We start from the raw sequence: 22,125 nt of genomic DNA, 5'->3' as shown, positions 1-22,125 counted from the left end.
TTGAAGAACCGAAGATTCTATTTGGATCTGGTTCGTTTGCTTGGCTTCCTGCCTCGCCATATATCTCTGTACAAACTGGCCCTCATACCCAGGTCGGCCCTTCAAAAGAATCCCTCCGGAAATCATCTCAATAATGAACGTCTGGAATACCTGGGCGATGCAGTGCTGGATGCCATCGTGGCCGATCACCTGTTTCAGCGCTTTCCACAGGGTGACGAGGGATTTATGACTAAACTCCGTGCCCGTATCGTCAAGCGTAAAAACCTGGATTACCTGGCCATTAAGATCGGAATACCCGCAATGATCAACCCCGGAGTTAACACAGGAAGCAAATCAAAACATACCTACGGGAATGCTCTTGAAGCGATCATTGGGGCCATTTACCTGGACAGGGGTTACCGGGCTGCCAGGAAATTCTTCGAAAGGAAGATTATGAAGCGGCATATCGACCTGGTACAGCTGGTGAAGAAAGATCCTGACTATAAAAGCAGGATTATCGAATGGAGCCAGAAAAACAGGATGGAAATAATCTTTGACAGCAAAGAGGAACATATAGACGGGAGGAAATCACCCTCTTTTGTTTCTACTGTCCATATCAATGCAGAGGAGAAGGGAACCGGTAGAGGCGACTCTAAGAAGGAGGCCGAACAGCAGGCCTCAAAAATAGCCCTGAAAAGCATTCACACCTTATTGTGATGGTAAAAAAACATAAACTGGGACTGTCCATCGAGGAGGATTTTTGCCTGCTGGGGGTGGTTACAGATGAAACTGACTATAAGCTGTGCTGGATGATAAACCGGTCCCTGGAGATGAATTTCGAGAAGCAGGAAGATCTCCAGCTTTTTCATCCCAGACTGAAACAGGAACAGGTTTTTTCCCTGTTCGCCTTCCACGAAGACAATGCCATGATCACCTACCGCATCATTAAAAACCGGACCGAAAATGGATACTACCTGGACGAATTAAAGAACATCGACTATCTGATTCATATCCAGGGAGAAATCAATACCTTGAGGATCAGCGGGTTTATGCAAGCCCTCGGAGCCCTGGAGCCGGTAAGAATGTGTGTGCCTACTGACCTGGGCAGGATCAAAAACAAAGATAGGCTGTTTCTATGGTAGTCAGAACAGCCATCTGATTAATGGATATATCACCGAATAGACCGGCAGTTCCTGGTAATTCTGATACCCTTCCCGGTAGAGACCGTCCAGTATGGTTCCCTGTGGTATCACAGGTCTGAAAAGCTTCCGGTAGACAGGCAGGAAGCCCATCAACAGATCAAATACCATATCCAGCAAAAACAGAAGGCCGGCCACCACCAGATACACATAACCCGATACCTGGATATCAAATCCTGGCCCTGTGCTGCTTATCAAAGCAAGAGCGAGGATCCAGATGCCTGTCTTTATCATCAGCCCAGGTGTGAGCAGGTAAGAGACCTTGGAGCGGACTTTTGCCAGCTTCAGTATCACTGTGGCAAATATCCCCGCGGCAAGCAATCCGGCAATAAAACGCCACAAAATGCTCGTCACAGGAAAAAAGAGCAGGAAAATCAGGATGATCAGCGCTTTGACCAGAGAGACCATCCGGTGATAATACAGGGCCCTGGCACTGCGGGGAACCACCACCCGTCTGACCTTATTTTTGTATGCGGCCACGTGGTTCAGGGCCCCGAATGAACGAACCTCAATATCGATGGTATTAATTAACTCAATTTTGTAAGGCTTGCCGTCGGCCATGGTACTGCGGCAATAGCAGCACTTGTCTTTACCCGGTTCTCCTGGTAAAAGTCTGAAAAATCCGTAGAGGTCATTCAGGGAGGTGTTCAGTTTTCCCAGCCGGAACCAGGACTTTCTGTTCTGGTAGATGTGGACCAGGAGAAACACCCCCATCACTAGAAAAACAAAGGTGCCTGCCAGGCTTGCCGGATCCCCGAAAACGGCTATAAGCAGGGGTGCAACGATGGCGGCAATTGCAAAAAGAAGAAGGATGCCATTTCCTGCATATCTCATTAGCAGAATGGGATCGTGCCACTCCGGTCGCTTGAAATAGTCGTCCTGCTGCTGCTTTTTCTCTCTCTGGGCCCGGGCCCGCTGCTGCATTCTTTCACGCTCCTTTCTTCGAAGTTCGTCTGCAACCCGTTCTTCATAGGAGGAGGCCCTTTCCGCTTCCCTGTCAGGATGCTCAAATAAGGAGTTATAAGCTTCGGTAATTTCCTGGAATTTCCTGGCGGCTCCGGCCGACTGGTTCCGGTCCGGGTGGTATTTGAATGCCAGTTTCCGGTAGGCACTCTTGATCTCTTTCTTCGTAGCTCCGGGAGCCAGTCCCAGTATACTATAGTGCTTAAGCTGAGCCAAAGGGGATACTTTTCTGCAAGTTATTCATTCCGGGCTAAGCAACAAAAAACTGCCCGCCGGGAGGGCGGGCAGCTGTACACCAATAAACCCTAAAACTAAACCAATTTGCCTGCTAAAGCATCTTATTGTCTGGAACAAATTTATTTCAGAATATCGTTAGATTGCTTTAAAGGAAGTTAAAGATTGTTAAAACACTCTGGATGAACCGGTGAGGACTACTATCTTTGAGTCATGAGCCGAACCATACTCTGGATTGTTTCCCTCTTTCTCGCCGTCGCCATGGTGGCTATGATTCTTGTGCAGGTATACTGGATCAGACGTTATCTGGACGCCGAGGAACATCAGCTTGGTCTGGCCGTAATAGGTGTATTATCTGATATATCGGACGAGCTGGTTCAGAACGAAACCGTGATTTCGATTCTCGATGAAATCCGTCCCCCCGTGCTTCAGTATCAAAGCCAGGCAGTCTGGAATTTCCATATTGATACCCGCAGCTCCTATGACCGGACCAGAGGAAGTGAAAATACTGACCTGGAAACAGAAGAAATCGGGGAGATCAGCTACGAAGAGACCGCAACTTTTACCTATACGGCGCCTGACCAGACACTCATAAACCAGAAAGTAGCCATGATCAACGATTCGCTTCTGGTGGTTTTGGGTGAGGATCCTTCGCTGCAGGATACCATCCTTGTTTCTGCCATGAATCCAGAAATGGTCCGGAGAGAACTGAGAAGACAGATTGAGAAACAAGAGTTTTTCGTGGATCAAATTATCAAGAAGATGCTGATGGACGAGGGTGAAGTACTGGAAAATATCTCCGGGGCCATGATCGAGGCATCACTCTCAGAAAAACTAAGCGCCCGTGGTGTTGGGATCCCTTTCGAATACGCCGTTTACGAACAGGGACACCCTCCCTATTTTAGTTCGGAAAATTTCAATGAATATGAGCAGGTCCGGTATTTCCGAAGACCCCTGTTTCCCAGCAGTGTGTTTAACCGTTCCACCTATATCAGTGTTTATTTTCCCCAGGAAAAGGAGCTGCTTCGCAAATCCATGGGAATCATGGGTGGTTCTTCCCTGATAATCACCCTGTTTATTATCGTCATGTTTAGTCTGACGCTCTATATCATGTTTAAGCAAAAGCGTCTTTCGGAGATGAAAAACGACTTTGTCAACAACATGACCCATGAATTAAAAACACCCATCTCAACAATCAGCCTGGCCTCTCAGATGCTCAACGACCGGTCGATCCCCGAGGAGCAGAAAAACCTGGGCCAGATATCGCGGATCATTCAGACAGAAAGCAAGCAGCTGGGTTACCAGGTAGAGAGGGTACTCCAGATGGCCATATTCGACCATGGTGAACTGAAGCTGAAGAATGAACCCGTTGACATGCATGATATTATCGAGACCGTCGCTCAAAACTTTCTGCTCCAGATGGATAAGCGGGGAGGAAAACTGGCGTTCATTCCCGAAGCCGATCAGGCGGTCGTTACCGGCGATTTGGTACATCTCACCAATGTGGTATCCAACCTGCTGGAAAATGCCATAAAATATACAAACCGAAAACCCGAAATTACCATCTCCACCGCCAATATAAATAGTTCCGTGATAGTCTCCGTGGCCGATAACGGTATAGGAATCAGTAAAGAGGACCAAAAACGAATCTTCGATAAATTTTACCGGGTTCCCACCGGGAACGTCCATAATGTGAAGGGATTCGGACTGGGACTCAGTTATGTAAAACTGATTGTGGAGCAACATGGTGGAACCATTAAAATAAAAAGCGAACCCGATAAGGGCTCCAGGTTTGATATTCAATTACCTTTGGAGGAGCAAATACAACAGAAGGAGCAATGAAGGAGATAAAGCACCGCATATTACTGGCAGAAGATGACGAAAACCTGGGCTCCCTGCTCCAGGAATATCTTCAGGCAAAGAATTATGAAACTGACTGGGTAAGCAATGGGGAGAAGGCATTCAGACACTTTGAACAATTCCATTACGACCTGTGCCTCCTGGATGTGATGATGCCTGTCAAAGATGGTTTTACCCTGGCCTCTGAAATAAGGATGCTTAACAGCAGCATCCCCATTATATTTCTGACTGCCAAATCCATGAAGGAAGATGTTCTGGAAGGCTTTTCCCTGGGTGCCGACGACTACATGACCAAACCATTCAGTATGGAGGAGCTGCTCTTCAGAATTGAAGCCATCCTCCGCCGGACCAAGGGAAGCCGGGGCGCAGAAAAAGAGAGCTGGGAAATTGGGTCCTTTACTTTCGATGTGAACAAACAAATGCTCAGCGGTAACGGTATCGAACAGAAACTGACCACCAAGGAGTCTGAACTTTTAAAACTGCTCTGCAATAACATCAATCAGGTTCTGGAACGGAATTTTGCCTTGAAGGCCATCTGGATTGACGATAACTACTTCAATGCCAGAAGCATGGATGTATATATCACCAAGCTTCGGAAGTATCTCAAAGCGGATTCCGGGGTACAGATCATTAATGTTCACGGGAAAGGGTATAAACTGGTGCTGGACGAAAGGTAATCCGGAAGGAGACTAATCAAGTTTGAGTACCGCCAGAAATGCCGATTGCGGTACTTCAATATTTCCCACCTGGCGCATTCTTTTCTTTCCCTTCTTCTGCTTTTCAAGCAGCTTCCTTTTCCTGGTAATGTCACCCCCGTAACATTTAGCCGTCACATCTTTTCTCACCGCCTTTACGGTCTCCCTGGCAATTACTTTGGCACCAATGGCCGCCTGAATAGCCACCTCGTATTGCTGCCGTGGAATCAACTCCTTTAACTTCACACAGATCCTCCGCCCAAAGTCATAGGCATTGTCCCGGTGTATCAGGGTGGAGAGTGCATCAACCATCTCCCCGTTCAACAAAATATCCAGCTTTACCAGATCGGCCTTCCGGTATCCATGGGGATGGTAATCGAAGGAGGCATATCCCTTGGATATGCTTTTTAACCGGTCATAGAAATCAAATACGATCTCGGCCAGAGGCATGTCAAAAGACAGTTCCACCCGGTTGCTGGTCAGATAGACCTGGTTCTTAAGTGTTCCCCGCTTATCGAGGCATAGATTCATAATAGATCCCACATATTCGGCTTTTGAAATAACCTGAGCCGTAATATAAGGCTCTTCAATATGATCTATGGCAGTTTGCGCTGGCAGGCCTGAAGGATTATGTACCTCCACAAGCTCCCCTTTGGTAGTAACTACGTTAAAAGAGACATTGGGAACTGTAGTGATCACATCCATATTAAACTCCCTGTCGAGCCGCTCCTGTATGATTTCCATATGCAGCAACCCCAGGAAACCACAGCGGAATCCAAAACCCAGGGCAGCAGAAGACTCCGGAACAAAGGTGAGCGAAGCATCGTTCAGCTGCAGTTTCTCAATGGAGTTCCGAAGGTCTTCATAGTCATCCGCGTCTACCGGATAGATCCCGGCAAAGACCATGGGTTTTACATCCTCAAAGCCGGAGATAGCCTCGGTGCAGGGACGCTCCACATGGGTGATGGTATCCCCCACCCTCACCTCCCTGGAAGTCTTAATACCCGAAATAATGTAACCCACATCACCGGCTGCAAGTTGCTTTCTGGGTTCGGTACCCAGTTTCAGAACACCGATCTCATCGGCATCATACTCCTTCCCGGTGGCCACAAATTTAACCATCTCCCCCTGGCGAATCGTTCCATTCATAATCCGGAAATAAGCAAAAATCCCACGGTAAGAGTTAAAGACTGAATCAAAAATCAGTGCCTGTAAGGGAGCTTCCGGATCTCCGCCAGGAGCGGGAATACGTTGAATAATAGCCTCCAGGATCTCTTCAACACCCAATCCGGTCTTTCCACTGGCCTCAATAATTTCATCCCTGCCGCAGCCAATAAGGTCCTCGATCTGATCCTTTACCTCATCGGGCATGGCACTCTCCATATCCATCTTATTAAGAACGGGTATGATCTCCAGGTCATGGTCTATGGCCTGGTAGAGGTTTGAGATGGTCTGGGCCTGGATCCCCTGGGTAGCATCCACAATCAGCAGGGCCCCTTCGCAGGCGGCAATGGAACGGCTCACCTCGTAGGAGAAATCCACATGACCGGGAGTATCGATCAGGTTCAGCAAATAGCGTATACCCCCGGATTCATACTCCATCTGGATGGCATGACTTTTTATGGTAATACCGCGCTCACGCTCGAGCTCCATATTATCGAGTACCTGATCCTGGAAATCCCTTTCATCCAGAGTGCCGGTGGCCATCAGCAACCTGTCGGCCAGAGTACTCTTTCCATGGTCGATGTGGGCAATGATACAGAAATTGCGAATATTAGCCATATGGGATCAAGCAGTTTTTTTGCGCCCACAAAGATAAGTAATCTCCGGCACAAATTTGTCAGCCGGGGATTCTCTTCAGAATATTGTATTCGTCGCTGAACCTGGCACCATGTGCCAGCTGTAGGCTCCTCAATCAATATTCTTTCGAGAAGGAGGCCTGACAGAATTTATCCCTTCAAAAGGAAGCGTCGCTGAACCTGGCACCAAAAAGAAAAGAGGCTGGCTCGTAAGAACCAACCTCTTGAGTGTATATGGATGTAATTCAGACTACATCATTCCCATTCCACCACCTGGTCCGCCTGCGGGCATTGGGGGTTCGGGTTGGGGAATATCAACGATTGCACACTCGGTGGTCAGTAACATACCGGCTATAGAGGCGGCATTTTCCAGTGCAATACGAGCCACTTTGGTAGGATCGATAACCCCGGCTTCAAAGAGGTTCTCAAACTTCTCTGTGTGGGCATTGTATCCATAATTAGCTTTCCCGTCTCTGATCTCCTTAACAACCACAGAACCTTCCTGGCCGGCATTTTCAACAATCTGGCGAAGTGGCTCCTCAAGAGCTCTTCTGACGATGGCAATCCCTGTATTCTCGTCATCATTGGATCCCTTGAATTTTTCAAGCTTTTCAATGGAACGAAGATAGGCAACACCGCCTCCTGGAATAATTCCTTCCTCAACGGCAGCGCGGGTAGCGCTTAATGCATCGTCGAACAGGTCCTTTTTCGATTTCATCTCCACCTCCGAGACGGCTCCAACATAGATGACTGCCACGCCTCCTGCCAGCTTGGCCAGGCGTTCCTGAAGCTTTTCACGGTCATAATCTGAAGTGGTATTTTCGATCTGCTTTTTGATCTGCCCAACCCTGGCTTCAATCATCGGTTTTTCACCTGCGCCATTTACAATGGTTGTATTCTCTTTGTCAATGGAAATCTTTTCTGCCTGTCCGAGCATATCCAGTTCGGTGTTTTCCAGCTTCAGTCCTTTCTCTTCCGAAATAACAGTACCTCCTGTAAGGATGGCTATATCTTCCAGCATCTCTTTCCTTCTGTCACCAAATCCGGGAGCCTTCACTGCAGCGATCTTCAGAGATCCGCGCAGCTTGTTCACAACCAGAGTTGCCAGAGCTTCAGCATCAACATCTTCTGCAATAATCATCAGGGGACGGCCATTCTGAGCGGTGGCTTCGAGAACGGGAAGCAGGTCCTTCATGGTAGAGATTTTCTTATCGTGAATCAGTACGTAAGGATTCTCGAGAACTGCCTCCATCTTCTCTGTGTCTGTCACAAAATAGGGGGAGATATAACCGCGGTCAAACTGCATACCTTCCACGACATCCACATAGGTGTCTGAAGATTTGGACTCTTCAATAGTAATCACACCCTCTTTCTTCACCTTTGACATAGCTTCAGCGATCAGGGCACCAATAGAGGATTCATTGTTGGCTGAGATCGATGCAACCTGTTGTATTTTCTTGTTGTCATCACCAACTTCCTGGGATTGCTCCTGAAGACTCTTTACAACCTCAGCAACTGCCTTGTCAATTCCCCTTTTCAGATCCATGGGGTTGGCACCTGCTGTTACGTTTTTCAATCCAACAGAAACGATGGACTGGGCCAGAACTGTGGCAGTAGTAGTACCATCACCTGCATCGTCATTGGTCTTGGAGGCAACTTCTTTTACCATCTGGGCACCTACGTTTTCAATAGGATCTTCCAGTTCTATCTCCTTTGCTACTGTTACACCATCCTTGGTGACCTGGGGAGCACCAAATTTTTTCTCAATAATTACATTGCGACCCTTGGGGCCAAGTGTTACTTTGACAGCATTAGCCAGCTGATCGATTCCGCTTTTCAGCTGATCCCTGGCCGCCATGTCAAATTTGATCTCTTTTGCCATTTCTATTTATTTTATTGGTTATTTACTTTGTAATGAATAAAACATCGCTCTGTGAAATCAGAAGATAGTCTTCTTCATCAATGGTTAGTTCCTGACCGGCAAATTTACCATAAAGAACTTTGTCCCCCACTTTGACTTCCATGGGTTCGTCCTTTTTGTCTGCTCCTACCATTACCACTTTACCATGCTGTGGTTTTTCTTTCGCTGTTTCAGGAATGATGATACCACTGGCGGTTTTCTCCTCGGCCTCTGAAGGTCTGACAAGAATTTTACCTGCAAGGATCTTACCTTTAAGTTCTGCCATTTTTGTTTAGTATTTATAAGTTCGACATTATCAAAATCGCTTTCTCTTTATCACATTTTGTGCCAAAGGAGATAAACAAAAAAAAAGTGTCAGTAATATGACATACTGACACCTTTCATCCTGAAAAAAATTCCTACTGGCTATTCTGTGTCACCTTCGGCAGGTTCTGTGCCAAATGATTCGGGAAGGTCAATGGTTTGAGCCGGCTGGTCCATGATGGTTTCGTCAAACTGACCCTGCAGCCGGGAATTGTCAGTCTCTCCCGCTTTGGGAACCGTAATTCCGGCCAGAAGACTAAAAATGATCAGTGCAGATCCCAGGATCCAGGTAGCCTTCTCCAGGAAATCGGCTGTTTTTCGAACACCCATGTACTGGTTTGAGGAGGAAAAATTTGATGCCAGTCCGCCACCTTTTGAATTCTGTACAAGTACGATCAAAATGGTAAAGATGCAGGTAACCACAATCAATACCGTAAATACAACAAACATATTAATGCCTCTTTATGAATGGTTTATATTCCTAATTTTCTCAATTTGAGCTGCAAAGTAAGCACTTTTTTCCGGATATTTCAAACTTAATCTCTCGTAAGCATAGATGGCCTTGGCAAAGAGTCCCTGTTTCACATAAATCTGAGCCAGTGTGTCGGTAATAAACCCATCATGCTCCCTGATGGAAGCCAGGGATACATCTCCTTTCAGGCTGGTCTCCCTATCGGCCCTGATGGGCCCCGGTTCAACATTTAGAAAGCTGCTGATCAGATGATTGTTATTCTTTTTCCTGTCCTGATCGACCCGGTCAATGCTTGGCAGTTCCTCTTCTGCAGATTCGCCGGGTTCCTCCATATCGGTTTCATCCTTTTCTTTCGGAGTAAGCAGCATATCGGAATCCAGCTCCTCGTTTGAAGACTGTTCTGCGGAATCCTCAAGCGGCTCCTCATCCACAATATCCAGCAGCTCATCCTGCGGCTCCTCATCCAGTTCCAGAAGATCCCCGGAGGGTTCCCGGTCCAGATATGGCGCATGTTGCCCGATGATCAGATCTGCATGCTGATTGCTATCCTCCGAAAACTGGATAATCTCATCTCCTTCATCCTCCTGTATTGCCTCTGGTTCCGGTGTCTCCAATACCCCGGTCACCAAGCTGAAAAGTTTTTTCCTGTCCACGGAGTACACGGCTGCAACTTTTAGCTGCCGCTGTTTCTCATGGCCCAGGGCCTCCATAATACGAACCTTTAAAATATGAGCAGCACTGAACTCGGGAAAATCCCTGCAAAGCTTGTTTACCTCATCCAGGTCGGCGGGTGCATAATGCCTCGAATCTAAAAGGCGTATAATATCTGAAGCGTCCATATATTCTTGAGTTACCAGGAAACAAATGCCCTGTTGAAAATATCCTCCACCAGATTCTCAACGATCAGCTCTATCAGTTCGTTTTCCACACTGCTCAGGTCCTGGGAAGCATCATAGTCCTCGTAACGGGAGAAACTTGTATCATAATCAAGCTCCGGTTCCACCACATTGGTATATTTCACCCGAACCGTAATGGTAAGTCTGTTACGGGCTGCCAGTTCAGCACCGGTAATGGCCATAGGCCGCGTCTCATATCCGGTGATCTCGCCTGAAAACTCCACATCACCGCCCTGGTTGGAAAACTCCAGGCTTGTATTGCTCTGTATCTTGTCCTGAAGGGTTTCCGTAAAAACATTGCTCAGTTGTGCCTGTACAACAGGGGCCCGGTTCTGAAAATAATCCACAGAGTAGGTCTTTACCTCCGGCGAGATGTTCACCCCGCTGAAAGAGTAGGATATCTTACAACCCGCGAGTGCCACCAGAAGGGTAACACAAACAGCCATTAACCTGAAATACTGTAAGGTCTTGCTCATCTCCTATTCAATATGGTATTCTTTGATTTTCCTGTAAAGGGTCCTTTCAGAGATCCCCAGATCCAAAGCCGCATATTTGCGTTTTCCATTATGCCTGTCCAATGCCTTAATTATCAACTCTATCTCTTTTTCTTCAAGGGAAAGCGACTCCTCAACAATCTCCTCCGTATCCAGGATATTTTCCTCATCCCGCTCTTTTCTGCCCGGGTTCTTTTGAGTGATCATGTCCTCGGCATCGACCGGCATATCGTCTACCGTGGCATAAAGCTTTTTTATGATCCCCTCATTTTCCTCTTCGATGTCTGTGCTCACCGAGCCCTTCTCCATAATCTGGGCCACCAGCTTTTTCAGATCGTTCATATCGCTCTTCATATCGAAGAGCACTTTGTAAAGGATCTCCCTTTCCGATTGAAAGGCTTCCTCGGAAACCGACTCTTTGTTTATTAACGCCGGCAAGCGGGTTTTATGATAATCGGGAAGGTAGTGCATCAATACTGCAGCCGTAATTTCTCTCTCCTGTTCTATGATGGAGAGTTGTTCGGTTATATTCTTCAGCTGGCGTATATTGCCCGGCCATTCGTAATTTAACAATATCTGCTGAGCTTCTTCGTCCAGGCGAATGGAGGGCATGCGGTAACGCTCCGAAAAGTCTGAGGCAAATTTCCTGAAAAGCAGCAGGATATCATTCCCACGCTCCTTCAGGGACGGAATCTGGATGGGCACCGTATTCAGGCGATAGAACAGATCTTCCCTGAATTTCGCTTTTCTTATGGCCTGGACCACATCCAGGTTGGTGGCGGCCACCACTCTCACGTCGGTTTTCAGTACTTTGGATGAACCTACCCTGATAAACTCACCGGTCTCCAGGACCCTGAGAAGGCGGACCTGCGTTGAAAGCGGCAGCTCGGCTACTTCATCCAGAAAAATCGTTCCTCCGTTTGAAACCTCAAAGTACCCTTTCCTTGTATCGTGAGCCCCGGTGAATGACCCTTTTTCATGACCAAAGAGTTCTGAATCTATGGTGCCATCAGGAATAGCTCCGCAGTTCACAGCAATGTATGGGCCGTGTTTCCTTACTCCGAGGGAGTGAATGATCTGAGGGAAAACCTCTTTCCCGGTTCCACTCTCTCCCGATATCAGTACACTCAGATCGGTCGGAGCCACCTGCCGGGCAATATCAATGGCCCTGTCCAAACCCGGATATGTACCTATGATCGCAAAACGTTGTTTTATCTGTTGAATGTCCATGCTGTATTCTGACAAAATAACCTGAAAGTATGACAAAATTACAATTTTCGCCGGATTCAAAAAGGTTTATCCCCATAGTTTCCTATTTTTGAAATAAAAAGGTGACTGAATTCCTGGCTATTATTCCTGCAAGATATGCTTCTTCCCGTTTCCCTGGTAAACCACTGGCCATGCTGGGGAAAAAACCGATGATTCAATGGGTATATGAGCGTGCATTCTCCCTCTTTGATCATCTGCTGGTGGCCACAGATGATGAGCGGATCCGGCAGGCAGTCGTGAAATTTGGGGGAAGGGTTCTGATGACCTCTCCGGAACACAGCAGCGGGACCGAGAGGTGTGCCGAAGCGGCCGTATTATATGAGCAACAAAGTGGGCTCCGTTTCTCTCATGTGGTAAATATCCAGGGTGATGAACCTTTGATTCAGCAGGAACAACTGCAAACCCTGATCTCCTGTTTTCAGACACCGGGGACCGATATTGCCACACTGATCAGAGAGGTGACTGACCGGGAAGAACTGGAAAATTACAACGTGGTCAAGGTGGTGGTAGACAGGACGTTCAGGGCACTCTACTTCTCCAGGGCCCCCATCCCTTTTGTCAGGAACAGGAAGGAGAGTGATGCAAGAAAGCTCCGGTATTATGCGCATATCGGGCTCTATGCCTTCCGGCGCGAGGTCCTGGAACAGGTGGCCAAACTGACGCCCTCTGACCTGGAACTGGCCGAATCATTAGAACAGCTTCGATGGATGGAACATGGAATGGCTATCCGGACCGCAGTCACCCATCTTTCCTCCATCGGGGTGGATACACCCGAGGACCTGGAACTGATCCGGAAACAGGGATCCTACTGATCTCCTTCCTGCTACTCGTAATGCAATGTACTGGCCGGATTGCTCCTGGCCGCATAATAGGCCAGGAGGGTCACTGAGAAAATCGCAATAAACATGGCTGAAAAGGCCGAAACCAGATAGATCCAGGGCTTGAATCCGATATTAAAAGGGAAGCCCTGCAGCCAGTTCTGCATAAACAAATAGGCAGCTACCCAGGCCATCAGAACAGATATTCCCATCAGTAACACCAGCTCGCGGGAGACCAGCAGGATGATATCTCTGATGGAGGCCCCCATGGCCTTTCTGATCCCTATCTCTCTGATCCGCCTTTGTGTGTTTTGCAGGGTCAGTCCAATGAGACCCAGGCAGGCAACAAAGGTGGACAGGATGGCAAAGAGCAAAGATAAGCGTCCGGTACGCCGCTCCTCCTTGTAATAATTGTTAAGCTCGTCGCTCAGGAAAAAGAACTGGAAGGGGGCATCATCTGTCATCTGCATCCAGGCGGATCTGATTTTGTTCAGAGTGACAGGAATCCCCTTACCCGCCACACCCAGCTGCACGCTAATCACACCCGACCAATCCATATGTTCTTCCTTATACCTGAGCATATATGGACCAATGGGATCCCGCAGGGAACTATGGTGAAAATCCTCAATGACACCAATCACTCTTAAATGATTGGTATCCCCTTCCATGGTCGGCTCCAGAATAACTGTATTTAAAGGGTCGGTGATCCCAAATTCAGACACGGCAGCCTCATTGATCAGGATGGCCGAGCCATTGCCTGAGGATGCCGGATCAAAAAATCTGCTCTTTTCGTCGGCCAGATGAAAACCGTAGGTGCACATAAACTCTTCGTCCACATAGTTAGTGGCAAACAGGTAGTTTTTGGTGGCATCTCTTCCCTTAATCTGGTAGGTTTCTGAACTGTTATTGTAGCCCAGATAGGTGGTGCTGTTGCTGGCTGAGACCACCCCGGGTATCTTCTCTATCTCCCGGCAGAAGGTTTGAATACTTCTTTTCAGAGGATGGATCCTTTTTAACACGACCACTTGCTCCTTATTATAGCCAAGCTCCTTGTTGAGTAAAAAGTGCAATTGGTTAGAAACAATGAGTGTACCGACTATGATGGCGACAGAAATGGTGAACTGGCCAACGACCATCCCGGATCTGAAGAAGCCAGCCCTTTTGTTGCCCGGGAAACCTCCCCTGATACCATCAACGGGTTTGAACCCGGACAGGTACATGGCCGGATAAAACCCGCTGAGCAGTCCCACCAGAAGGGCCAGCAAGAGCACTACGGGTAAAAGGTAACTGTACTGAGCCTTTCCCATGCGTAAATCCAAATCCATGGCCTGATTGAACCAGGGAAGCGACAGTTCCACGAGTATCAAAGCAAGGGCCAGAGCCATTAAACTCAATAATACCGATTCTGTGAGAAACTGCCGGATAAGCAGCGACCGGTCGGAGCCTGCCACCTTCCTTACCCCGATCTCCCTGGCCCTGGTGGCGGATCTGGACGTTGAAAGGTTCATAAAATTAATGGCGGCTATCACAAGGATAAAAATGGCCACCATGACAAAAATATGGACATATAAGCGGTCGTGGACCGGACGAAAGCAGCTATCCATTCCCAGCTCGATATCGGGCTGGAGATGAATATCCGGCAGAGCCTGAAGAAATATTCCGTAACTATTCCCCCCCGCGGCCCACTCGTCGGGTTCGACACCCAGTATGGTCCGGAGTTCCAGGCGGATATGCTCAGCCATTACATCGGCCATCTTTTGTTCAACTAATTCAGGATCGGCCCCCGGTTTTAAAAGGATATAACTGAAAATGGAATTTTGAAACCAGGTCAGGTTGCTTTCCCAGTCGAGTGTCTCCATGGAAGCAATAAAATCAGCAAAAAAATGGGAATTCTCCGGAAGAGCCTCTATGACACCGGTCACATAGTAAAGATTACTGTCCACGTTTACATGGAGGGGAAGCCCCAGGGGATTTTCTTCTCCAAAATAGAGCCTGGCCTTCTCCTCGGTAATCAGAATGGAATTGGGCTTTGAAAGAGCCGTGCGGGGATCCCCCCTGACCATCTTGATGGTGAAAACATCAAAAATAGAGGGATCTGCGAAAAGTAAGTGATCCTCTACCTGCCGCTCCCCTTCATACCAAATCAGGTTCTGATTATAGACATCGAACCTCACATACTCCTCGATTTCCGGAATCTCTGCGGCAAAGGTGGGAGCCATCACCATGGAGGTCCATGCTCCGCGAAAGGATTGTTCCCCGATGACCCCGTCAATGTAAAGTCTGTGGATTCTGTGCTTGTACTCATGAAAGCGATCAAAGCTAAGTTCCTTGATTATAAACAGGAGGATCAGGATCGAACTGGCCAATCCAATGGCCAGCCCTGACACGTTAATCAGGTAAAATATCTTGTTCTTACTGATATTCCTTAAAGCTACGGCAAAGAAATTCCTCCACATAACACAACTCTGTCCAGGGTTAAAACAGTTTTTATGCCACAAACCCCAGTACACTTAAAATAAAATAGTTATCCGAATTACAACAGGCAGCCATACAGGAAAAGTGTACGGAAATGAACCTGTACTGCACGGAATAGAACAGTGGGGCTATTTATGCATGGAGACCCGGAATGTATAGAGGGAATATCCTTTCTCCAGGTTCTCGAACACATATTCCAGCTTACTTCCGGATGTTTTGGCCATCTCTATAAAACCCAGGCCCGCTCCGCCTTTGGGAGTAAACTCCCCATTGGCCATGATCGATCTGTAGAGTTCTTTCAAAGCAACACTGTCATGGCTGTTCACCTGGTCTATCCGTTCCTTCAGGGGGTTCACATCCTTGTTCTTCACAGGATTGCTTGTCTCCATCTCGATTTCCGAGTCGTCCACACTTATTTGCAGAGAGGGACAAAATCCCGATGCTTTTTCACCGTTGCATCTGACCTGATCGTTGTATTTAGAGATGTTTTCAAGAGCTTCTATCAGCACCGAAATCATCTTCTTGTAGGTCTTGAAGGAGAGATCATGATCCTGTGCCGCCATTTTAAACTCTGACAGTAACCAGTCTATGGTACTGAAAGAAAGAGGCCCCTGGTATGACAGGATAGACTTACGAAGCATGATGAACCCGGTTTGGTACTGAAATTTAATAAAAACTACATTATTGTTTCATCCATGTTTTCCACATACCCGGAATCGACCTTGAGCGATGCGCCATGGCTGGCCTCAACGGCCAGCCTGTCGCATCGTTCATTTTCCGGAATACTGGCATGTCCTTTTACCCACACAAACTCCACTTTATACTCCCGGTACAACTCCAGGAAACGCTGCCAGAGATCTATATTCTTCTTTTTTTTGAAACGCTGTTTTTCCCAGGAGAAAACCCATCCTTTGTTCACGGAATCAGCCACATAGCGTGAATCTGTATAGATTTTCACCCTCAGATCCTTGCGTTTCAGGGCTTCCAGGCCTCTGATCACTGCAAGTAACTCCATCCGGTTATTGGTGGTTAAGCCATAGCCTTCTGAAAGCTCTCTGCGATGATCCCCATATATCATCACCACACCCAGTCCACCCGGACCGGGATTACCCCGGGCAGCTCCATCTGTATAAATGACAATTTCTCCCGGGGTCATGGTTGCATTACTCTATGATGGTCATCTCATCCACCAGATGTCCTGCTCCGGCATATTTATCTATCACAAACAAGACATAACGGATATCCACATTGATGCATTTCTGCAGTTCTGTTTCAAAAGCCACATCTCCGCTCATGGCTTCCCAGTTACCATCAAAGGCGATCCCGATCAGTTCCCCCTTTCCATTCATCACAGGGCTTCCTGAGTTGCCGCCGGTGATATCGTTATTGGAGGTAAAACAAACATTCAGGGTCCCGTCGACCCCGTAGCGGCCAAAGTCCTTCGACTTGTACAACTCTTTAAGACGGTCTGAGACCACAAATTCGAAGTTATCGGGATCCTCTTTCTCCATCACCCCTTTGAGTGTTGTATAATGTGTATAGAGAACCGCATCCCGGGGATAGTAATCCCCCACTACCCCGTAATTCATGCGCATGGTGGAGTTGGCATCCGAATAGAAATCCTTTTCGGGATGCATCTCAATCAGCCCTTTCAAAAACAGCCTGGTGCCTCTGCGATAGCCCTCTTCAAACTGGGCCATCCTGCCGCCAATCTCGTAGAGTTTCTGGGAAGCAAGGACAGCCTGGTAACCGGGATCTTTCTCCAGCACCTTTAAGGATGGCTTGTCCATGAATGCATTGTACCTGGCCTGATCGGTCAGGAAGGACTTTTTGAAGAAGTTATCCACATACCTGGCTGCATCGCCCTTGTACCTGGTTTTAGCCTCCACAATGGAGGAGGGCAGGAACTCATCGTCCAGCTCATTCATAAGCAGGCTTACCATGGCGGTCATCACCTTTTTATCGGTAGCTGCGTTGTAATCCTTGTAGAACCCTTCAGCACGCTCCTTCAGAGCTGTGGCGATCGACTGGATCTTCTCCTGGTCAGGTTCCGGATCGGAAAGAGCCATCTCCAGTTCCCTCAGATTACGCCCGAACATCACTGTTTCTATTCCAAGGAAATAAGCTTCAATAATATAGCTGGAGGCTATCTGCAGTTCTCTTCGGCCCTCTACGGCAGCCTGAATATCAGCCAGGGCATTTCCATAAAGCGCTTTGCGCTGCTCATCCTGATTTACCCAACTAGTGAACTCGGACTCAATCTGCTGCTTTTTCTCGGTGACTTTCAGTTGCTTCAATCCCTTGCTCATACCAATGGAATTCTTCCAGTAGTTGGAAGAACGGGAGTGTTTGGATGCATACTGGATCCTGACCTTTTCGTCGGCCAGCATATCTTCCATCATCAGATCCAGTTTGATCCCCCTGACCTGTATACGTATGGGGTGGTCAACTTCCAGCGATTCCTGGACCTCCCAGGAGGTCATATAACGCGAAGTACTTCCGGGGAAACCCATGACCATGGTGAAGTCGCCTTTCTCATAGCCTTTCAAGGAGATGGGCAGATAATGTCTGGACTTCAGGGGGATGTTTTCGGGGCTGTAATCAGCCGGCTTCCCATCAGGACCGGTATATACCCGGAATATGGAAAAGTCTCCTGTATGGCGGGGCCACATCCAGTTGTCAGTATCATGACCAAATTTCCCTATGGACTCGGGGGGGGCACCTACCAGACGAACATCCCGGTAGGTTTCAGTTACAAACAGGAAATATCTGTTTCCGTTGAACATGCTTCGGACAACAGCTTCGTACTCGTTACCTTCGGTAGCCTCACGGGTGATGGTTTCGGTCAGAGAGAGCTCCTTCGATGCGCGTTCCTGCATTCCCATTTCCTCATTCAGTTCGGGGACGATCCGGTCAGTGACCTCTTCCATCCTTACCAGAAAGGTGATGGTCTTCCCCTCATTGGGCAGTTCCTCCTCCCTGGTCATCGCCCAGAAACCATCTTTCAGATAGTCATGTTCCAGAGAGCTGTGATTCTGGATCTCTCCATATCCGCAGTGGTGGTTGGTCAGCAGAAGGCCATCGGACGAAACCAGCTCTGCGTTACAGGATCCACGATCCAGGGCACCAACTGCATCCTTCAGACTGGCCTGATTAATGCTGTATATTTGTTCGGCTGTCAGCTGCAAACCCAGCTCGGTCATCTCATCCATGTTCACCTGCTTGATGAGGCTCAGCAGCCACATGCCTTCGTCTGCAAGCACTCTTACCTGAAAGGTAAATACCAATGCAATTACTAAAAGAAAAACCTTTTTCATCTTAATACCATTTATGTGATTTGATAATGCAATTCCGGGAAAATGATTTGCAAATATTGCAAAATTCTTCCTGAAACCACCATGCAACAGGCTGTTTTATAGCCAGCACAGTATGTTTAAGAAAAGCCGATCTGAATCTGATCATCCAGCAATTTGAAAGAGCGCCGGTGGTGAGGCGTGGGACCAGCCTCCAGTAATGCCCTTCGGTGCGCCCTGGTTGGATATCCCATGTTTCTTCCCCATCCGTAAAGGGGATAATGCAGGTGCAGCGTTTCCATGTATTCATCCCGGTGCGTTTTAGCCAGGATGGAAGCGGCAGCAATGGAGGCATAGATTCCGTCTCCTTTCACAATGCAGGAGTGCAAAATATCTTTGTAAGGCTTAAAACGATTGCCATCGATCAGCAGGGATTCCGGAACTGGCCGCAGCTTCTCCAGGGCCCGGTGCATGGCCAGAAAGGAGGCATTCAGGATATTGATCTGATCGATTTCCTCTTCAACCGCCACACCGACTCCCCAACTGATCGCCTCCTGCTCTATAAGTATGCGCAATTGCTCCCTCTTTTTCCTGGAAAGTTTCTTGCTGTCGTCCAGGTCTGCGTGGCAAAACTGCGGGGGAAGGATCACAGCCGCAGCATATACGGGACCTGCTATACAGCCCCTGCCTGCCTCATCACAGCCGGCTTCCACCTTTCCTTTCGTATGGTATGGCTTAAGCATGTTCATCCAACACCTGCTCCACAGAGCTCCATAACTTGTCCGCAGTATGATCCCAGCTGAACAGTTCGCGCCGTATTCTTCCCCGTTCAACCAGCTCATCGCGCAAACCCTCCTCCCGGACGATGCGAATCATTCCATCCCTGATACTTCCCGGACTATCGGGCGATGCATAGAGGGCTGCATCCCCTGCAATCTCGGGCAGGCTGGTCACATTAGAGGCAATAACAGGTATTTCACATTTCATAGCCTCCAGGATGGGAATTCCAAATCCTTCAAAAAAGGGAACAAAGGTCATGGCCCAGGCTGCACCCAGCACATCGTTCAGCTGATCAGGCGTAAGCCTGCCGGTAAAAATCACATCCCTTCTGTTTTTCATCTTCTCCAACTGTTCCTCCATAAGTTTGGTCAGAAAGAATTTTTCTCCAACCAGCACCAGCTTGTAGTTGCCCCTGTTTTCATCCTTGAACAACTGAAATGCTTTTAAGAGGTTGGCAATGTTTTTGCGCGGATGTAAGCTTCCCACAAACACAAAATAGGGAGAGCTTCCGGTATACTTTTTACGTACTTCCTCCGCTTCTTCCTCACTAAGAGGATGATACCTGTCATTAACTCCGTTATAGGCCAGATCGATCTTCTCCTCCGGGATCTCGTAGTGATTAATGATATCTCTTCTGGAATATTCACTTACGGTCACAATCCTGCTGGCCCTGAGTGCAAATTTCGGGAAATAATGCCTGTAGTATTTTCTCACCAGCCAGGGCAAATCGCCCGGCCGGTGTACAAAATTTATATCGTGGATAACCGAAACAGAGGGGATCCGGGTGCAGAGGGGAATAAACCCATCGGTGCTGAGAAACAGATCCGGTTGCTTCTTTCTAAGGTATTTTTGAACACGCCACTGAAACCAGATATGCCAGAGGAACGGATGACGCGTAGGCGGCCCGAGTATGACCGGGCGCACATTCTCCCCGAATATTACCTCTTTGCTGTATCTGCGATCAAAAAGAAAAATAAACTCAACTTCGGGATGAGCCCTGGTGATCCTTTTCAGGGTTTCGTAGGTAAACCAGCCAATACCATCCAACTTTCCCGGCATCAGAAGCCTGGTGTTTACAGCAATCGTCTTTCGTTTTGTTCCCTGATTCAAGATGCCCTTTCAGATTTATGGGGCGAACTTATTACATTTGTATTGATTTAAAAAATATTTTAAGCTCCCGGGTTTGAAAAAACACTTCATCACCAACCTCTCCCTGCTGATCTTTCTGAACCTTCTGATCAAACCAATCTGGTTCTTTGGCATTGAAGTTGGGGTACAGAACCGGGTGGGTGAAGAGATCTACGGTTTTTATTTCTCCCTGTTCAATTTTGCATTCATCCTGAACATGCTGCTGGATGTGGGGATCAATAATTACAACAACCGGGCCATCTCCAGGGACCCCCTTTTAATAAAAGACCATCTGGCAGCCATCATCCCGCTTAAGCTGTTTCTATCTCTGGTTTATGCGGGTGTGGTGCTGGTCTCGGGCAAGGTCCTCGGATACTCCCATGCACAGTTTCAAATGCTCAGTATCCTGGTCCTGAACCAGTTTCTTTCCTCCTTCATCCTGTATTTCAGAACCAATATCAGCGGCTTGCAGTTATACCGGACCGACAGCCTTCTTTCCGTCATGGACCGGAGCCTGATGATCCTTTTTATCGGATTGTTGCTATGGGGAAACATCACCAGCAAATCGTTTCAGATTGAGTGGTTTGTTTATGCGCAGACGGTCTCATATATCCTGACCCTCCTTACAAGTGCTGTCATCGTCCGGTTCAGATCAGGCTCCTTTATCCGGCTTATCAGTTTATCAGGTTCTCTGAAAATTCTAAGGGCCAGCTACCCCTTTGCGCTGCTGATCCTCCTGATGGCCCTCTTTAACCGGGTGGATTCGGTAATGCTTGAACGCCTGCTGGACAACGGCTGGGAACAGGCTGGTATCTATGCACAGTCTTTCCGGATCTTTGAGGCAGCCACCCAATTCTCGCTCCTGTTTGCCATGCTGCTTCTGCCCATGTTCTCCCGGATGATCCAGATGAGGCAAAATGTCAATGAACTGCTGCGTATCGCTCTTCCTCTTCTGATGGTAGCCGGTCTGAGCGCTGCACTGGCGTCCAACTTCTACAAACTTGAGATCATTGATCTGCTCTACCACTCAGATTCCCCTTACAGTTCAACCATATTTGGGATTCTGATGATCGGATTTGTGTTTGTTTCCATCAGCTACCTGTATGGCACCCTGCTCACAGCCAACTATAACCTGCGACAGCTGAATACGGTGGCTGCAATCACGGTAGTAATCAATATCGGATTGAACCTGATCCTGATCCCCAGGCACCAGGCCCTTGGAGCTGCCATATCCAGCCTGGTCTCACAGGTCTTTTACGCCATGGTCCAGCTTATCCTATCCATCCGCATACTGAAGATTCCCACAAACAGGAACATTTTTTTCAAACTGGCCATCTTCCTGGCCATCAACCTGGTCTCAGGCTACTTGTCACAATCGATTCAGGGATGGATCCCGGGCCTCCTGATACTGCTGGCCTCCTGCATCGGCAGCTCCATGCTTCTGGGCCTGATCAGTTTCTCCAAAATCCTGGCACTGTTAAAGGAATAGTTCCACAAAGGAATAGGCCTGTCCCGAAAAACTGCCTTCCGGCCCTAATCAAGTATTT

At 48.0% G+C, this 22,125-nt stretch carries 20 protein-coding genes; 6 read left to right on the top strand and 14 right to left on the bottom strand.

Annotation, left to right across the window (positions count from 1 at the left end):
• Positions 1-696: a ribonuclease III gene (gene rnc, locus P1P86_07140; GenBank protein MDF1574953.1), complete on the top strand. Its 696-nt coding sequence runs from the start codon at positions 1-3 to the stop codon at positions 694-696.
• On the top strand, positions 696-1,121 hold the full coding sequence (locus P1P86_07135; protein MDF1574952.1) for an IPExxxVDY family protein: 426 nt from the start codon (positions 696-698) through the stop codon (positions 1,119-1,121). The genes rnc and P1P86_07135 overlap by 1 nt, the downstream gene beginning before the upstream one ends.
• On the opposite strand, the gene P1P86_07130 is transcribed toward P1P86_07135, so the two are convergent.
• Positions 1,122-2,357 carry a J domain-containing protein gene (locus P1P86_07130; GenBank protein ID MDF1574951.1) on the bottom strand — a complete coding sequence of 412 codons (1,236 nt, stop codon included), beginning with the start codon at positions 2,355-2,357 and terminating at the stop codon, positions 1,122-1,124.
• Positions 2,358-2,588: 231 nt separating this feature from the next.
• Here P1P86_07130 and P1P86_07125 point away from each other — a divergent pair, with 231 nt between their 5' ends.
• Both P1P86_07125 and P1P86_07120 read left to right on the top strand, forming a co-directional pair.
• Positions 2,589-4,217, top strand: a complete 1,629-nt coding sequence (locus P1P86_07125; protein ID MDF1574950.1) for a HAMP domain-containing sensor histidine kinase — start codon at positions 2,589-2,591, stop codon at positions 4,215-4,217.
• Positions 4,214-4,912, top strand: a complete 699-nt coding sequence (locus P1P86_07120) for a response regulator transcription factor (protein MDF1574949.1) — start codon at positions 4,214-4,216, stop codon at positions 4,910-4,912. The genes P1P86_07125 and P1P86_07120 overlap by 4 nt, the downstream gene beginning before the upstream one ends.
• 12 nt (positions 4,913-4,924) lie before the next feature.
• Here the strand turns inward: P1P86_07120 and lepA are convergent, their stop codons facing one another.
• The 7 genes from lepA to P1P86_07085 all read right to left on the bottom strand — a co-directional run bounded on the left by lepA (position 4,925) and on the right by P1P86_07085 (position 12,045).
• Complete coding sequence (lepA, locus tag P1P86_07115; protein ID MDF1574948.1) at positions 4,925-6,712, bottom strand: translation elongation factor 4; 1,788 nt, start codon at positions 6,710-6,712, stop codon at positions 4,925-4,927.
• 267 nt (positions 6,713-6,979) lie between these two features.
• Positions 6,980-8,611: a chaperonin GroEL gene (groL, locus tag P1P86_07110; GenBank protein MDF1574947.1), complete on the bottom strand. Its 1,632-nt coding sequence runs from the start codon at positions 8,609-8,611 to the stop codon at positions 6,980-6,982.
• A gap of 22 nt (positions 8,612-8,633) precedes the next feature.
• A complete protein-coding gene (locus P1P86_07105; protein ID MDF1574946.1) occupies positions 8,634-8,915 on the bottom strand; it encodes a co-chaperone GroES in 282 nt (93 codons plus the stop codon).
• Positions 8,916-9,055: 140 nt separating this feature from the next.
• Positions 9,056-9,403, bottom strand: coding sequence for a preprotein translocase subunit SecG (secG, locus tag P1P86_07100; GenBank protein MDF1574945.1), 348 nt, complete (start codon positions 9,401-9,403; stop codon positions 9,056-9,058).
• A 12-nt stretch (positions 9,404-9,415) separates the two neighbouring features.
• On the bottom strand, positions 9,416-10,264 hold the full coding sequence (locus P1P86_07095) for a hypothetical protein (GenBank protein ID MDF1574944.1): 849 nt from the start codon (positions 10,262-10,264) through the stop codon (positions 9,416-9,418).
• Positions 10,265-10,275: 11 nt separating this feature from the next.
• On the bottom strand, positions 10,276-10,797 hold the full coding sequence (locus tag P1P86_07090) for an LptE family protein (protein MDF1574943.1): 522 nt from the start codon (positions 10,795-10,797) through the stop codon (positions 10,276-10,278).
• 3 nt (positions 10,798-10,800) lie between these two features.
• Entirely contained in the window at positions 10,801-12,045 is a 1,245-nt protein-coding gene (locus tag P1P86_07085) for a sigma-54 dependent transcriptional regulator (protein ID MDF1574942.1), read from the bottom strand.
• Positions 12,046-12,146: 101 nt separating this feature from the next.
• On the opposite strand from P1P86_07085, the gene kdsB reads away from it, so the two are divergent.
• Positions 12,147-12,896 (top strand): 3-deoxy-manno-octulosonate cytidylyltransferase, encoded by a 750-nt coding sequence (gene kdsB, locus P1P86_07080; GenBank protein MDF1574941.1) that lies wholly within the window; start codon positions 12,147-12,149, stop codon positions 12,894-12,896.
• Between the two features lie 11 nt (positions 12,897-12,907).
• Here the strand turns inward: kdsB and P1P86_07075 are convergent, their stop codons facing one another.
• The 6 genes from P1P86_07075 to P1P86_07050 form a co-directional block, all read right to left on the bottom strand.
• On the bottom strand, positions 12,908-15,358 hold the full coding sequence (locus P1P86_07075) for an ABC transporter permease (GenBank protein ID MDF1574940.1): 2,451 nt from the start codon (positions 15,356-15,358) through the stop codon (positions 12,908-12,910).
• Between the two features lie 147 nt (positions 15,359-15,505).
• Positions 15,506-16,018 carry a SiaB family protein kinase gene (locus P1P86_07070; GenBank protein MDF1574939.1) on the bottom strand — a complete coding sequence of 171 codons (513 nt, stop codon included), beginning with the start codon at positions 16,016-16,018 and terminating at the stop codon, positions 15,506-15,508.
• Between the two features lie 35 nt (positions 16,019-16,053).
• A complete protein-coding gene (gene rnhA, locus P1P86_07065) occupies positions 16,054-16,533 on the bottom strand; it encodes a ribonuclease HI (protein ID MDF1574938.1) in 480 nt (159 codons plus the stop codon).
• A 7-nt stretch (positions 16,534-16,540) separates the two neighbouring features.
• Entirely contained in the window at positions 16,541-18,694 is a 2,154-nt protein-coding gene (locus P1P86_07060; GenBank protein MDF1574937.1) for a S46 family peptidase, read from the bottom strand.
• Between the two features lie 116 nt (positions 18,695-18,810).
• Positions 18,811-19,413: a ribonuclease HII gene (locus P1P86_07055; protein MDF1574936.1), complete on the bottom strand. Its 603-nt coding sequence runs from the start codon at positions 19,411-19,413 to the stop codon at positions 18,811-18,813.
• On the bottom strand, positions 19,406-20,560 hold the full coding sequence (locus P1P86_07050) for a glycosyltransferase family 1 protein (protein ID MDF1574935.1): 1,155 nt from the start codon (positions 20,558-20,560) through the stop codon (positions 19,406-19,408). Before P1P86_07050 ends, P1P86_07055 begins: the two co-directional genes overlap by 8 nt.
• 73 nt (positions 20,561-20,633) lie before the next feature.
• On the opposite strand from P1P86_07050, the gene P1P86_07045 reads away from it, so the two are divergent.
• Positions 20,634-22,067, top strand: a complete 1,434-nt coding sequence (locus P1P86_07045) for a polysaccharide biosynthesis C-terminal domain-containing protein (protein MDF1574934.1) — start codon at positions 20,634-20,636, stop codon at positions 22,065-22,067.
• The last annotated feature ends 58 nt before the right edge of the window (positions 22,068-22,125 follow it).

Source organism: Bacteroidales bacterium (assembly GCA_029210725.1).
GTDB lineage: Bacteria > Bacteroidota > Bacteroidia > Bacteroidales.
This window is presented reverse-complemented; position numbering and strand designations above follow the sequence as displayed.

Bases quoted from the DNA above. Each gene is read 5' to 3' on its own strand.
- P1P86_07135 (MDF1574952.1), top strand. From the start codon at position 696: ATGGTAAAAAAACATAAACTGGGACTGTCCATCGAGGAGGATTTTTGC.
- P1P86_07125 (MDF1574950.1), top strand. From the start codon at position 2,589: ATGAGCCGAACCATACTCTGGATTGTTTCCCTCTTTCTCGCCGTCGCC.
- P1P86_07120 (MDF1574949.1), top strand. From the start codon at position 4,214: ATGAAGGAGATAAAGCACCGCATATTACTGGCAGAAGATGACGAAAAC.
- lepA (MDF1574948.1), bottom strand. From the start codon at position 6,712: ATGGCTAATATTCGCAATTTCTGTATCATTGCCCACATCGACCATGGA.
- groL (MDF1574947.1), bottom strand. From the start codon at position 8,611: ATGGCAAAAGAGATCAAATTTGACATGGCGGCCAGGGATCAGCTGAAA.
- P1P86_07105 (MDF1574946.1), bottom strand. From the start codon at position 8,915: ATGGCAGAACTTAAAGGTAAGATCCTTGCAGGTAAAATTCTTGTCAGA.
- secG (MDF1574945.1), bottom strand. From the start codon at position 9,403: ATGTTTGTTGTATTTACGGTATTGATTGTGGTTACCTGCATCTTTACC.
- P1P86_07095 (MDF1574944.1), bottom strand. From the start codon at position 10,264: ATGGACGCTTCAGATATTATACGCCTTTTAGATTCGAGGCATTATGCA.
- P1P86_07090 (MDF1574943.1), bottom strand. From the start codon at position 10,797: ATGAGCAAGACCTTACAGTATTTCAGGTTAATGGCTGTTTGTGTTACC.
- P1P86_07085 (MDF1574942.1), bottom strand. From the start codon at position 12,045: ATGGACATTCAACAGATAAAACAACGTTTTGCGATCATAGGTACATAT.
- P1P86_07075 (MDF1574940.1), bottom strand. From the start codon at position 15,358: ATGTGGAGGAATTTCTTTGCCGTAGCTTTAAGGAATATCAGTAAGAAC.
- P1P86_07070 (MDF1574939.1), bottom strand. From the start codon at position 16,018: ATGCTTCGTAAGTCTATCCTGTCATACCAGGGGCCTCTTTCTTTCAGT.
- rnhA (MDF1574938.1), bottom strand. From the start codon at position 16,533: ATGACCCCGGGAGAAATTGTCATTTATACAGATGGAGCTGCCCGGGGT.
- P1P86_07060 (MDF1574937.1), bottom strand. From the start codon at position 18,694: ATGAAAAAGGTTTTTCTTTTAGTAATTGCATTGGTATTTACCTTTCAG.
- P1P86_07055 (MDF1574936.1), bottom strand. From the start codon at position 19,413: ATGCTTAAGCCATACCATACGAAAGGAAAGGTGGAAGCCGGCTGTGAT.